15 protein-coding genes are annotated in these 12925 nt (G+C 41.4%); 7 read left to right on the top strand and 8 right to left on the bottom strand.

The annotated features are described in order from the left end of the window. Nucleotides 1-564: 564 nt before the first annotated feature. Complete coding sequence (locus TOL9009_RS0108755) at nucleotides 565-828, top strand: DUF3146 family protein (RefSeq protein WP_029632468.1); 264 nt, start codon at nucleotides 565-567, stop codon at nucleotides 826-828. A 134-nt stretch (nucleotides 829-962) separates the two neighbouring features. Here the strand turns inward: TOL9009_RS0108755 and TOL9009_RS0108750 are convergent, their stop codons facing one another. Both TOL9009_RS0108750 and TOL9009_RS0108740 read right to left on the bottom strand, forming a co-directional pair. Continuing rightward, on the bottom strand, nucleotides 963-1409 hold the full coding sequence (locus TOL9009_RS0108750; RefSeq protein ID WP_029632467.1) for a pre-16S rRNA-processing nuclease YqgF: 447 nt from the start codon (nucleotides 1407-1409) through the stop codon (nucleotides 963-965). Nucleotides 1410-1583: 174 nt separating this feature from the next. After that, a complete protein-coding gene (locus TOL9009_RS0108740) occupies nucleotides 1584-3080 on the bottom strand; it encodes a DUF3084 domain-containing protein (RefSeq protein ID WP_029632466.1) in 1497 nt (498 codons plus the stop codon). On the opposite strand from TOL9009_RS0108740, the gene TOL9009_RS47050 reads away from it, so the two are divergent. Then, nucleotides 3073-3261, top strand: a complete 189-nt coding sequence (locus TOL9009_RS47050; protein WP_221928643.1) for a hypothetical protein — start codon at nucleotides 3073-3075, stop codon at nucleotides 3259-3261. The genes TOL9009_RS0108740 and TOL9009_RS47050 overlap by 8 nt on opposite strands. Here the strand turns inward: TOL9009_RS47050 and ntcA are convergent. Next, nucleotides 3254-3925, bottom strand: a complete 672-nt coding sequence (gene ntcA, locus TOL9009_RS0108730; protein WP_029632465.1) for a global nitrogen regulator NtcA — start codon at nucleotides 3923-3925, stop codon at nucleotides 3254-3256. The genes TOL9009_RS47050 and ntcA overlap by 8 nt on opposite strands. A 373-nt stretch (nucleotides 3926-4298) precedes the next feature. Between ntcA and fabI the strand changes: the two genes are divergently transcribed. The 5 genes from fabI (at nucleotide 4299) to TOL9009_RS38620 (ending at nucleotide 9284) form a co-directional block, all read left to right on the top strand. Then, nucleotides 4299-5075 (top strand): enoyl-ACP reductase FabI, encoded by a 777-nt coding sequence (gene fabI / locus TOL9009_RS0108725; protein ID WP_029632464.1) that lies wholly within the window; start codon nucleotides 4299-4301, stop codon nucleotides 5073-5075. 141 nt (nucleotides 5076-5216) lie between these two features. Continuing rightward, complete coding sequence (gene hisB, locus TOL9009_RS0108720; protein WP_029632463.1) at nucleotides 5217-5861, top strand: imidazoleglycerol-phosphate dehydratase HisB; 645 nt, start codon at nucleotides 5217-5219, stop codon at nucleotides 5859-5861. Nucleotides 5862-6095: 234 nt separating this feature from the next. Beyond that, a complete protein-coding gene (locus TOL9009_RS0108715; RefSeq protein ID WP_029632462.1) occupies nucleotides 6096-7061 on the top strand; it encodes an ABC transporter ATP-binding protein in 966 nt (321 codons plus the stop codon). Nucleotides 7062-7367: 306 nt separating this feature from the next. Then, entirely contained in the window at nucleotides 7368-8819 is a 1452-nt protein-coding gene (locus tag TOL9009_RS0108710) for a polysaccharide biosynthesis/export family protein (protein ID WP_029632461.1), read from the top strand. A 198-nt stretch (nucleotides 8820-9017) separates the two neighbouring features. Continuing rightward, nucleotides 9018-9284, top strand: a complete 267-nt coding sequence (locus tag TOL9009_RS38620) for a hypothetical protein (RefSeq protein WP_051502850.1) — start codon at nucleotides 9018-9020, stop codon at nucleotides 9282-9284. Between the two features lie 101 nt (nucleotides 9285-9385). On the opposite strand, the gene TOL9009_RS0108700 is transcribed toward TOL9009_RS38620, so the two are convergent. From TOL9009_RS0108700 to TOL9009_RS0108680, 5 genes are all read right to left on the bottom strand, one after another. Continuing rightward, a complete protein-coding gene (locus TOL9009_RS0108700) occupies nucleotides 9386-10360 on the bottom strand; it encodes a glycosyltransferase family 2 protein (RefSeq protein WP_029632460.1) in 975 nt (324 codons plus the stop codon). Between the two features lie 27 nt (nucleotides 10361-10387). Beyond that, on the bottom strand, nucleotides 10388-11314 hold the full coding sequence (locus tag TOL9009_RS0108695) for a DNA polymerase III subunit delta' (protein ID WP_029632459.1): 927 nt from the start codon (nucleotides 11312-11314) through the stop codon (nucleotides 10388-10390). A gap of 168 nt (nucleotides 11315-11482) precedes the next feature. Next, the gene (gene tmk / locus TOL9009_RS0108690; RefSeq protein ID WP_029632458.1) at nucleotides 11483-12139 is read right to left on the bottom strand and encodes a dTMP kinase; all 657 of its coding nucleotides are present in this window, start codon (nucleotides 12137-12139) and stop codon (nucleotides 11483-11485) included. A 54-nt stretch (nucleotides 12140-12193) separates the two neighbouring features. Continuing rightward, nucleotides 12194-12433, bottom strand: a complete 240-nt coding sequence (locus TOL9009_RS0108685) for a hypothetical protein (RefSeq protein ID WP_029632457.1) — start codon at nucleotides 12431-12433, stop codon at nucleotides 12194-12196. Further along, nucleotides 12430-12870: a putative toxin-antitoxin system toxin component, PIN family gene (locus TOL9009_RS0108680; RefSeq protein WP_260675868.1), complete on the bottom strand. Its 441-nt coding sequence runs from the start codon at nucleotides 12868-12870 to the stop codon at nucleotides 12430-12432. Before TOL9009_RS0108680 ends, TOL9009_RS0108685 begins: the two co-directional genes overlap by 4 nt. Nucleotides 12871-12925: the final 55 nt, after the last annotated feature.

The following is a 12925-nucleotide window of genomic DNA, read 5'->3' as shown; positions in this document are numbered from 1 at the left end:
CCTTTCTCATCTCAATTGTTGTCCTAATAGGTTGAACAAGATTTGTACAGGTGAGTTAGCGTAACGTTAGTTCAATTGCGAATATTTGACATGTAGTCACAAATATGCATGATTTGAAACTAACTCAAATAAATTATAGTTTGGGTATTAATTCCTGATATACGGCAAGTGTTTCTTGAGTAACCCGTGTAGCACTAAATCGCTCTAGATTTTGTTTTGCAAGGCATTTCCACATTAACGATACCATTACCGATTTTTCGTATGTGATTGGTAATATGCAATACACGCATTTAGATTTTGTCCATAGCGATCGCTGGTAATAAATTTATTATTTTTACGCCTGCGGGCGCAACCCTTTGTGCTGCATTCTAGAAAACCCACTTTTTCACAACGAGTTATTATTTTTCTGTAAAATTTAACTACTAGTCTTAAATATGCAGATAATACTTAGATTGCAATCCAGTCAAGAAAAATCCTCAGTGCGCTACTTTTGTGGATCTAAGCTATGTATGGTAGAAGTAGCCTACATGGTCAACCTTTATCTCAAACTTGACATCAAGCATAGTGAGTACTAAACGTCTGCCAGAAAGTATTGCCCATGTCAGGGTTACTCGCCAATCCTGGCAACACGGCTTCCTGGAAGGGGAAGTCAGTGTGGGTGAGTTTGAGTGGCAATTCCAATGGCATTTTCGCCGGGGTGAACTGTCTGTTAAACCGAATCTAGGTCGTGCATTAATTAAAGAACCCCTCGGTCGCTTCTTGGAGCAACGAGACTACGAGCTAGAGCCTGGAGGAGATTATGCTTTTACTATTCGGGCTGAGTTATGAGGCTTTAGGGAATAGACATAAAGGTAAAAATAACGTAGAGACGTAGCAATGCTACGTCTGCTGGTTTTGGGTAACGCATAATTAATTTATACTTCTTGTGTCTAATAGGTAATGGAAAACCTGAAGAATATGAGCTAGCCGAGGCTTGATTCGGTTAAGCGATTTAAGTATCTTTCGATTAAGAGGATGGCAACAATATCATCTATAGGTCTTGGTGGTTGTCGCATACCTTGTGGCAATAATTTCGAGAGTCCTTTGGGTGGGTACATCTGCCAATAGCGATCGCGTGCTTCTAAGCTGGTGTAACGCTCATCCACTAAAATAATATTCAGCGGCTCTTTAACTTGTTCAGTTATTTGCTGTTTCCAGCGTTTTGCCGTAGTTTGATCCCCCATCACCATCAAGGAAATCGGGTAATTTTGGCGCAGTTTTTCAAGTGATGCGATCGCCTCACTTGACAAGACAACTTGATGATAATGTATTTGCCGATCTAGCCCCATCACTGCTAAACCACACTTATCTTTACCCGGATCAAAGCCCAAAATCACTGGTTGCGTTGGCGAAAATTCACGAATAGTCATATTAAATACGTTAATAGTTAATATTTAATAATTAAGTAACTACCAGAAATAAAAACACCTGTTTCCACAAATTTCATTCATCTTATTTTCTTCCAATGCCCAATGCCCCATGCCCCATGCCCCATGCCCAATGCCCAATGCCCCATGCCCAATGCCCAATGCCCCATTCATTTTTTAGGTGCTAAAAATAATTTGTCCGTTTTGTATAACAAGCAATCTCACTTTCAGGGGTCCGACTGTATAAATATCTTCTGCCGCAACAGCTTTAATATCCACAGGTTGATCGTACTGCCTTAATTGAGCAATAAAGCGAAGGATGGGACCCTCTACTTGAATATCTTCCACAATTCCGGCATTGCGAGCGCGAAATTGAGAAGCAGAAATCAGCAGTTGTAGCCGTTGCTGCAACTGATAGGATGTCATAGTTTTCGGATCGGCAGTAGTTGTAGCCACAACTTCACCCCCAGTAAAGACAACTTGATTTCGCGCTGCATCGGCAAAAAATTCTATCTGCTTTTCACCCCTGACGTAATTACCAGCAGAGAAAATTCGCACCGCGTATTCTCGACCATCATTAATCTGCTTGGTGAGTTGGTCAACTCTCTCTTGGGTAACACGTAATATTTGCACATTGGTATTGACAGGATTTGTATTTGGTTCCGCTAATTGGATGTTGGCATTACGGTTAGCTTCTTGTAAAAGTTTAATCACAGCTTGACGGGCAACGGCAGGTTCCGGAGCGCGAATTACCCCAGCAGCAATAACTTGACCCCGAACCAAAGCAACTTTACCCAAACGCAAGTCACGAAAAGACTGGTAATATTTTTCTAGCCTTGCGACTTCCTGTTCTAGATAGTCCTGTTGTGTTTCTAGTTCTTTGAGCCGAGATTCTCTTTTGGTAATTACTTGCTCTCGCGAGGCAATTTCTAGATTGCGTTCTCTAATGAGTCGATCTAGTTGGGAAATTTTTTGATCCCGCTGTTCGATAGTTTCTTGGCGATTAGCAAGTTCGCGATCGCGTTTTTTAATTGCTGTTTGAGCTTCAGCGATCGCTTTTTTGGCTTCATCAAACAAGCGTTGACGTTCTCCCCTCAAGCGTTGAATTCCAGCCACTAGTTCTTTTCTTTGCTGAGAAACGCTTTCAAGTTGATTTATCGCTTGTTGATATCGACTAACAACTTGAGTTAGCTGGTTTTGAGTGCGTTGCAGGTTCGCTTGAGTTTGAGCCTGTTGAGCAATAGTACGGTTTAATTGAGCTTGTGTGATTTGTTGTTTAGCATTTGCCTCTTTCAACGATTGATTAGTCTGCTGCAATTGTTGTTGAGCTTGGGTTTGTTCTTTTTTTGCCTTGTCTAGTTCAACTTCTACTTGACTTTTTTGCGCTTGTGCGGTTTTTAGCTGGTCGCGCTTGTGCCTCAAGTCTCTTTGAATATCTTCTAGCTCAAAGACTCCCTTACGCAATCCTTCATCAGCGGCAAATAAAATGCCTAAAGTTGACGCAGAAATTAAACCGCCTGTAAAAATAGTTACTAGTACTGCGGTGTTTTTGGGACGCAGCTTGAATAGAGAGAGGCGTGCTTTCCCGACCCGTGTGCCAATGCGATCGCCCACGGTGGCTATCACGCCCCCTAGAATTAAAATTGCCGCTATGAGGATGTACCCGGTGGTCATCTTCAGCTACCGATTCCTTCCAGATACAGCCTACTACTTTCAGTCATTCTCTGCGGTGAATTTGAAGTTGGCAATAGCAATCAAAGCAATTCATTTTTTAGATGTACCAACGCCAGTAGGTGTTATTTATCAAAAAAATGAACCACCGCTATTGCCTAAGCCTCAATTGTATGCTATGTAAATTGCCTACTTAAAGTCACAGGTTTGTGAACAGTAATCTTTTTTTTGTGAATGGAAATCATCTTCTTTTCGCGCAAATCGCCCAGTAAGCGGGTGACGGTAACGCGAGTTGAACCAATTGCTTCAGCGATCGCCTGATGAGATAGCTTCAAATCAATTGTAATTCCATCCGCACAAGGAATCCCAAAATCCCGACACAGAATCAACAGAAAACTCACCAACCTCGAACCCATGTCTCGGTGAGCGAGAGTTTCAATCATCATCTCTGTCTGTAAAATGCGCGAAGATAGACCCCGCAACATTAACATTGACAATTCGGGATTTTCCTTCAGTGCTTGCTCAACCTGTTCAATTGGTGCCGAAAGCAAGTCCACCGGTGTAAAAGCAACCGCATGGTAAAACCGATCTGACTTGTTTCCCGTTAGTAATGACAATACACCAAAAACGCTATTTTCCCTTAGCAGCGCTACAGTTATTTCTTCCCCTGCCTCATAAACCCTGGAAAGTTTTACAGCACCCTTCAAAAGAAAATAAACTCTTTCGGCAGGATCTCCAGGAAAAAAGATCGTTTTATTGCGTTCAAACGTTTCCACAACCGGTGGAAACGCTCCGGTTGCCATTTGACGAAAAACATTTGCTAGGGCTTTATCTTGTGCCACGATCATCTACCTTCCCCTACCCAATGCCGGAAAAATTAAAACTGATTTCCTAAGAATACACCCGAAAAATCAATAACACACCGTCAACCTTTTTGTACTTTACTATACTTATGGTCATATATTCATTGCTCTTTGTTTACAATGATACATAATTTTTGATAGTTCCAGCTACTAGTCCTTAATAGCTACGATCCAAAGTTGCACTCAACAGGTTTTTTATAAAAAAATTCACGCTTTCTTGAAAATATCTTAAGGAAGAAGCAAGAATCTATTTATTCCCCAAGGAACCAAAGAAGCAAAATACTGCTTAAAACTCAAGGGCAAAGCAGGCTCAGATTCTAGTATGCTCAATCTGTAATCGTGTACGTTCAAAATTTTTATGTTAAATCTCGCCGGGAAAAACGCTCTAGTCACAGGTATTGCCAATAACCGCTCGATTGCTTGGGGAATAGCCCAACAACTACACTCTTGCGGTGCAAACCTTGGCATTACTTACCTTCCAGATGACCGAGGTAAAATGGAAAAAAAAGTCGCAGAATTGGTCGAACCCCTCAGTCCTAGTTTGTTTCTTCCGTGTAATGTGGAAAATGATGAACAAATTCAATCTACTTTTAATACAATTGGCGAAAAGTGGGGCAAATTAGATATTTTGATCCACTGTCTTGCTTTTGCAAACAAAGAAGATTTGACTGGAAATTTTAGTCAAACGTCTCGTCCAGGTTTTAATAAAGCTTTAGAAGTTAGCACCTACTCATTAGTCCAGCTAGCTGGTGCAGCTAAACCTTTAATGACAGAAGGTGGTAGTATTGTTACGCTCACATATTTGGGTGGCGTCAAGGTGATTCCTAACTACAACCTCATGGGAATCGCCAAAGCCGGATTAGAAATGAGTGTGCGTTACCTTGCATCTGAACTAGGTCCACAAAATATTCGCGTCAATGCCATTTCCGCAGGTCCAATTCGCACTTTAGCATCTAGTGCAGTAGGCGGCATTTTGGATATGATTCATCATGTAGAGCAAGTTGCACCTTTACGACGCACCGTCACTCAACTAGAAGTAGGCAATGCAGCCGCTTTTTTATGTAGCGATTTAGCCAGCGGAATTACTGGACAAATTCTGTATGTAGATGCAGGATATGAAATCATGGGGATGTAAAATTGGGCAAAGGGCATTGGGCAATGGGCAATGAGAATTAAAGAAATTCAATAAAGCAAGTGCGTGAATAAATACGATTATTTCCATGCCCAATGCCCAATGCCCCATGCCCAATGCCCGATGTCCCATTCCCAATTTATTATGCAAATAAGCGATCGCCTACTTCTTTCCTCAGACCACGACCAGCCAAATAAAGCTTCTCGAATTGCTTCGATTAGCCGGACTACGGGTGAAACCGATGTGCAAGTCACCATTAACCTAGATGGTACAGGTATTTGTAACGCCGCAACTGGCATTCCCTTTTTGGATCACATGCTGCATCAAATAGCCTCCCACGGATTGATTGACTTGGATGTTCAAGCTAAGGGAGACTTAGAAATTGATGACCACCATACTAACGAAGATGTAGGTATAACTTTAGGGCAAGCACTCAGCCAAGCATTAGGCGATCGCAAAGGCATTGTTCGTTTTGGTAATTTCCTTGCACCTTTAGATGAAGCTTTAATTCAAGTGGCGCTGGATTTTTCCGGTCGTCCCCATATAAGCTATGGTTTAGAAATTCCTACTCAACGGGTGGGAACTTATGACACCCAACTAGTGCGAGAATTTTTTGTAGCGGTGGTAAATCATAGCCAAATGACGTTGCACATTCGCCAAATTGATGGTATAAATTCCCATCACATTATTGAAGCGACATTTAAGGCGTTTGCGAGGGCAATGCGGATGGCGGTAGAAATCGATACCCGTCGTGCTGGGATGATTCCCAGTTCTAAAGGCGTTTTGTAAAGAAGAGGGGGAAGGGGAAGCAGGAGGCAGGAGAGAATCCCCATAAATAAATTTAGGGGCTTTAAACCTACTCTTGAGTCATGGTAAAAATACTTAAAATTACTTCTTCCCCTTTACCCTTTCCCCTTTCCCCTTTTCCCCTCTTAAAAAAGCCCTTTTCCCCTCTTAAAAAAGCCCTTTCGCCTTTTATAAATATAATATCTTTGCTGTAGCCACGAGCACAATATAAATCTCATGAAGTCTATTGCAGATGCGCCTGATTCTCAATTAAATACTACAGACCATCCGCCAGTAGTGTTAACTTCCGAGTTAAGAAAAGTCTATCGTACTGGCTTTTGGATGAATCAAAAAGTCGTATCCCTCAAAAGCTGTTCTTTAAAAGTTTACCAAGGTGAAACCTTTGGTTTGTTAGGACCAAATGGTGCTGGTAAAACTACGCTTTTAAAGTTGTTGCTGGGAGTTATCCGTCCCACGAGTGGACGGGGATTATTATTGGGTAGACCACTAGGCGATCGCACTGTTAAAGAACGTATCGGTTATTTACCTGAAAATGCCTATTTGTATGATTATCTCACTGGCTGGGAGTTTTTGCAGCTAGCAGCCGGACTATTCCAAATTCCCAAAAGCGTGCAACGCCAACGCATTCCGGAACTGGTAAAATTAGTCGGTTTATCTTTGGTGGATGCTCGCAAAAAACCTCTTCGTCGCTATTCTAAAGGAATGCTACAGCGTGTATGTATGGCACAGGCATTAATTAACGATCCAGAATTGGTGTTTTTAGATGAACCAATGTCTGGACTCGATCCGGTGGGACGCTATCAAATGCGAGAAATTATTCTTTCGTTAAAAGAGAAAGGCAAGACAATTTTTTTTAATAGCCATATTCTCAGTGAAGTAGAGAAAATATGCGATCGCGTTGCTATTCTCTCTCAAGGTCAATTAATTTGCTCTGGTTCCCTCAATGAATTATTAGGAACTACAAGCACATATCATGTCAAAGGTCAAGGTGGTGACTCAGAAGTTCTCAAAAAATGGATACCTAATCTAGAATTTGAACCCGATGGAACTTGGCAAGGTGAACTACAAGAAGATTACTACGATTTTCTGGCTAGTCTCCGCTTGATGGGTGGGCAAATTATTGCCATGAACTTGTCTCGTCCTTCCTTAGAAGAGTTTTTTATGCAACAAGTTAAAAAATAAAATTATTCAATCACAATAGAGCAAGCACGTCTATTTGAAAATATCGTTATCTGGGCTACGTTATCTTAGTATATAATCAATAAAATTAAGTTTTATGATTGCCTAAATTGTATTTATTCCTTCTCTAAGATTTGACGAGTAAAACTTTAAGTTAACTTCACCAAAAATTCAAATCCAATCAACAATTTACGTCCGGAAAATGATACTTTTTTATGAAAATAAGAATGTTAGGGAACTTGAGTACTTACGTATAGTCCAGATAAAAATGTTAAGACAGCACTTTATTTATGGTGGTATCAGCTAAGTATGTTTAATACAGGTATGTTGAAATTCCTCACCCAGTCAGTAACAGGTATGCTGTTGTTAATGGCTGTCACTGTCGCTTTGCCCCCTTCTAGCCAAGCCCAAAGACAACCCAGAGCAGCTACCACACAACTTGACACAAATTACACCTTGGGAGGAGGCGATCGCATCCGAGTCAACGTGTTTGAAGTGCCAGAATATACGGGCGAGTACCAAATACCTCCTGGTGGCGCGATCAACCTACCTTTAATTGGCAGCGTTCCCGTTCAAGGGCTAACAACCGAACAAGCAGCTGACGACATCGGCAAAAGATATGCTCGCTATCTCAAACGTCCCCTAATCTCAGTCAATCTTTTATCACCTCGTCCAATTAACGTTATCGTTGCTGGAGAAGTGTCACGTCCTGGGGCTTACTCTATCGGCTTGCAAGGAGGCGCAGGTAACGATCCTGGGGTGCAATATCCAACCGTATTAGCGGCAATTACAACGGCTCAGGGGGTACTCAGTAATGCCGATATAACGCAAGTGCAATTACGGCGCAAGCTAGGACGCACCGGTCGAGAGCAAATAGTTTCAATTAATTTGAAAGAACTCATCCGAACAGGCAGGATATCACAAGATATCACCTTGCGGGATGGAGATACGATTGTTGTACCAACAGCAGCCAGACTCGACTTAGCAGAAGCACGCAATTTATCTGCCGCTAACTTTGCCGCTGATCCCACCAGACCCCGCACGGTAGCAGTGGTTGGTGAAGTCAATCGTCCGGGATCGTATCTTGTTACCCAAGGTGAGACAGCTGGGGGAAATACAGCAGTAGCAGCAGCTGGTACTGCTATTAGCGGTCAGCCAACTGTGACCCGCGCACTTCAATTAGCAGGGGGAATTACACCACAAGCTGACATTCGCAATGTCAAAATCCGCCGACAGACAAGAGCCGGTGGTGAACAAATTATAGATATCAATCTTTGGCAACTATTGCAAAGTGGTGATGTCAATCAAGACACAATTCTCCAAGACGGAGATACGATTTTCTTCCCAACTGCAACAGAGATTAACGCAGCAGATGCAATTGTCTTAGCTAATACTACTTTGTCTGCGGCTACTATTCAAGTTGGGGTAGTAGGCGAAGTTAAAAGACCAGGACCTGTAGATATTAAGCCTAATAGCTCCTTAAATCAAGCGCTACTTGCTGCTGGTGGATTCAACGATGCTAGAGCTAGCAGTTCTGCTGTCGATTTGCTTCGTCTCAATCCTGATGGTTCTGTTACCAAACGTAAAGTCAAAATCAATTTCGCCGCTGAAATTAATTCGCAAACTAATCCGATACTCCGCAATAATGATGTTGTGGTAGTCTACCGTTCTGGTGCAGCCAAGGCTAGTGATACTATTGGGACTGTGATCAATCCTTTCGCTGGTGTATTAGGTATTTTCCGATCTTTATTTGGGTTCTAAAAAATACATGGCGGGGCATTTGTCAAGCTTTTTCGCCCCCAGAAAAGCGATCGCTGACTAATTTGTGTAAAAGCGATCGCGCATTTTTTATTCAGGTAGGCACTCGTAGAGCGATCGCCTAACCCATCTCTTTAAATTCTTTACAAGCTGGGGACATGTTAAACTTGTCATACAAGCTTATGACAAAATCAAATAGTTATGCGAATTAATGCGCGATTAGATGAAGAGTATGCTCACAAACTAACTTACATTCAACAGCAGACCGATCAAGCAGTAACGGATGTAATTAAAACTGCTATTGATTTGTACTACAAGCAGCTTCAGCAGCACAAACCACTAGATTTGCTGACACAAACTGATTTTATTGGTTGTGGTCAGGCAGATGCTAATTTATCTATAAATTACAAGTCAATTTTGACAGAAGTCGCATTATCAGTTTGTCTAGTAGACATCAACATAAATTAATTATCCGTTACCCAAAACCCTTGATTAGACGTAGGAGTGCTACGTCTTTACATTTATTTTCGGAGATGTCTAGTTATTTGCGAATTCCAATGCCCAATCTATTAATTAAACAATACAAACTTCTGAATATAAGCATTTTTTTGATTGCTGCCGCGTGAGAAAACAGCATTCAATAAAAGCTGCCAAGTCACAGGAGAAAGTATAGATAAATCAAGGATTTGCAGAACGCTTTTAATGTTTCTTTGCTTGAGTGCAACTATTGCCCAATGTAGTTTCAAATAATTTCTAATATATGGAAGCGCAGGGATATTAGAGCGATGTTTTTCATCTAGCAAGGCGTAAATTTTCTCTTTCATCAAAATATTTGTATCGAGTCGCTTTTGCAGAGAAAATTTTTGATTGTAAGCACCCGCCCAGATAGTACGGTAAGCTAGGCACTGATTGAGGAAAATAGCATCACCAAACTGAGCAATGCGAATCCAGCAATCAATGTCATCGCAGTTAGCATCAAGTTTTGAGTCCCAAGCACCAACTTTCAAGAAAACGTCACGACGACAAGCTACTTGTACCGGGGTGCCAAAGGGCAAAAGCTCTAAAAGCATACCGTAATGAATATCAGCTTGGGGAACATAAAAAGCTAATCCGGGACCTAAATGGGGGGTGCGACTAAGATGCTCCCCATTGTTATCCACTTGAGCAGCTATACAAGAGCAGATGACAGCTTGAGAATTGTTTTGTGAGGATACCTCATTTGATTGGGCATGTTTGGCGATCGCTTTTGTCATCTCTTCCAAACAATTCCCTGCTAAGTAGTCGTCGTCATCCAAAAATTTAATCCAGTCACCACTAGCTTTGGCAACTCCTGTATTTACCGACGCTGCATGACCTTTGTTAATTTCGTGACGATGATAAACAACTTGATTTCCCAAGCTTTTGACATAAGCTTCAGTGTCATCGGATGAACAATCATCAACAACAACCACTTCACACTCAATCGTTTGATTAAGAGCAGAGTCTATCGCTCGTCGCAGCAAGTCTAAACGATTATAGGTGGTGATGACGACACTAAATTTCATAAACCTCACACTTAAAGTATAATTAACTTAATTTTTCATCGCCATCAAAGTACATTCCCAAACTAAGCGCGGTTGAGCGTAACAAAGTAGATGTTTACGCGCTTTTTCTAACTGGTTAATAATACTTGGTTGATGCGATCGCCGCCAATATGACTGCTGCAAATAATCGATTAACCACAGTTGAGCTTCTGTATCTAAATCATCAATTTCTTTCGCCAATTGTAAAGCATCGCGGTAAGTTTTCGGAGCTGTTGTCAAAGCTTCGAGTAATTTATTAGGGATAACTTGCAATTGCTCAAAAGATGCGATCGCTTCCCCCGGACTCCCAGATGCTATACTTAACACCGCCTCATGCTGTAAAATTTCCTCATGCCCTGCTTGCCTGAGAACCTGAGCCAAAGACACTGCATCCAAACGATAAAAAGGAATGCGTTGACAGCGTGAAACTAAAGTTGGCAACACAGACTCAACTGAAGGTGCAATTAAAATCAGCGTCGCTTGTCCTGGTTCTTCCAAAGTCTTCAGCAAAGCGTTTGCCGCACCTTCCGCCATTGTTTCTGCTTGCTCTAAAACTACCACATTTCTTGGCGCAAGTATCGGCGGACGGCTGAGAAATTGCGTAACTTCCCGAATTTGCTCTAACCTAATTATAGGCGGTGCTTTACGCTTCAGTTTTTTCTCTGCGGCTTCTTGTGGTGTTAATCGTTGTCCTTGATACTGGTAAGTTGGCTGCACCCATAACAAATCTGGATGGTTTTCTTGACGCAAACGGTTCGTTTCTACAGAATGAGAAAACAGCAATTGTGCAAAGCATCGCGCTGCTAAACTGCGTCCCACACCCTCAGAACCGACAAATAAATAAGCCGGTGCAACTCGGTTTTGTTTCACAGCTTGAGTCAGTAATTCTACTGCTTGCTGTTGTCCTATAAGTTTCGCGAAAGGGTCATTAATCATGATATGATAATTACACATATTGTAGAGACGTTCCGGCGGAACGTCTTTACCGGCGGAACGTCTTTACCGGCGGAACGTCTTTACCGGCGGAACGTCTTTACCGGCGGAACGTCTTTACCGGCGGAACGTCTTTACCGGCGGAACGTCTTTACGACGATTGCAATATTTTTATAAAGTTGATTCAGGGGATATGATATAATCCCAAGCTTTCAAGCGATCGCTTAAAGTTGTTTGAATCATCTTCTGCACAGCTTCTTTATTCAAGCTAGCATCTATGCGGACAATTTTATCTTGGGATGCTTGCAGTTGACTATATCCTTGTTGGACGCGACGATGAAAAGCGATCGCTTCAAGTTCAATTCTATCAGCAATATCGCTATGAGCGCGTTTGCGGCTTAGTCCCACTTCAATATCGACATCAAGCCATAAAGTTAAATCGCTTTCTAACCCACCTGTTGCGATCGCATTAAGTTGTTTAATTAAATTTATATCTAAACCGCGACCATAACCTTGATAAGCAATAGTCGAATCAGTATAGCGATCGCACAAGATAATATTACCTTTTTCTAGATTCGGTTTTAATTCTTCTTCAACATGTTGCGATCGGTCAGCAGCATACAATAATAATTCTGTTGTATCTGCTATTTTCTTATTCTCTACTTCTAACAACAAGCGTCGCAAATCCAAACCTAAAGCAGTTCCCCCAGGTTCACGAGTAACCACAACTGAAACACCTAGACTTTTCAACCACTCTTGACAAAGTTGGATTTGGCTAGTTTTGCCGCAACCTTCTACCCCTTCAAATACGATTAATCTACCATTCATGCTTTGATAATTTCATTTTAGGATAAGTTTTGCTGCAAATTTTTATCTAAAAAATTAATCAAGTTTATCATCATTTTCTGGTTCGACATCAGGAACTTTCTTTAAAACTTGTTGAAACTTTTCCCAACTACCGCGTAATCCCTTCTCTTCTAAATAATCTTTGGTCGTCCATGCTGAGACTTGTGCAGATAAAGCAATTGCTACAAGTTGTTCAATTGGTACATTTTCTTTGATGGCTAAGGCTTTTATTTGTTTGTACAAAGACTCAGGAATTTGTACGTTTAAGTTAGTCATTTTATTTCTCCCACTTCTTGTAAGAACTGTTTGGGTGTTACTACTTTGATGCCAAATTTATTCGCGGGTTGTAAATCTTTGTGATTGTAAGTAATAATATAATCGGCTTGAGATTCTACAGCTAAATCTAGCAAAAAATCATCATCTGGGTCGTTTAATATTGGTCGCCACAGATAGAAAATACTACGTTTATTCGCGATACTACAAATAGCTTCAATTACATCGTCAATCTCTTCTAAACTTAAGCCTAGCTGCGCTTGTTGTCGTTTAAGGATTTCTTCATACTCGAATAATAGCGCCGTAGAGATATTTAATTGCCAACGGATATCATTAAGTATAGTTAATAGTTTATAGGATGCGCCACGCTGGGAGCGCAAACCTGCAAATAGGACATTGGTATCTAGCACAATTTGATAGATTTTAATTTCTTGTGGCACAATTTCCCCACTGTTAACTTAGAGAAAGAGAGAAATTTCTCCCCTTTCCCCATTC

This window comes from [Scytonema hofmanni] UTEX 2349 (assembly GCF_000582685.1).
Taxonomy (GTDB): domain Bacteria; phylum Cyanobacteriota; class Cyanobacteriia; order Cyanobacteriales; family Nostocaceae; genus Hassallia; species Hassallia hofmanni.
This window is presented reverse-complemented; position numbering and strand designations above follow the sequence as displayed.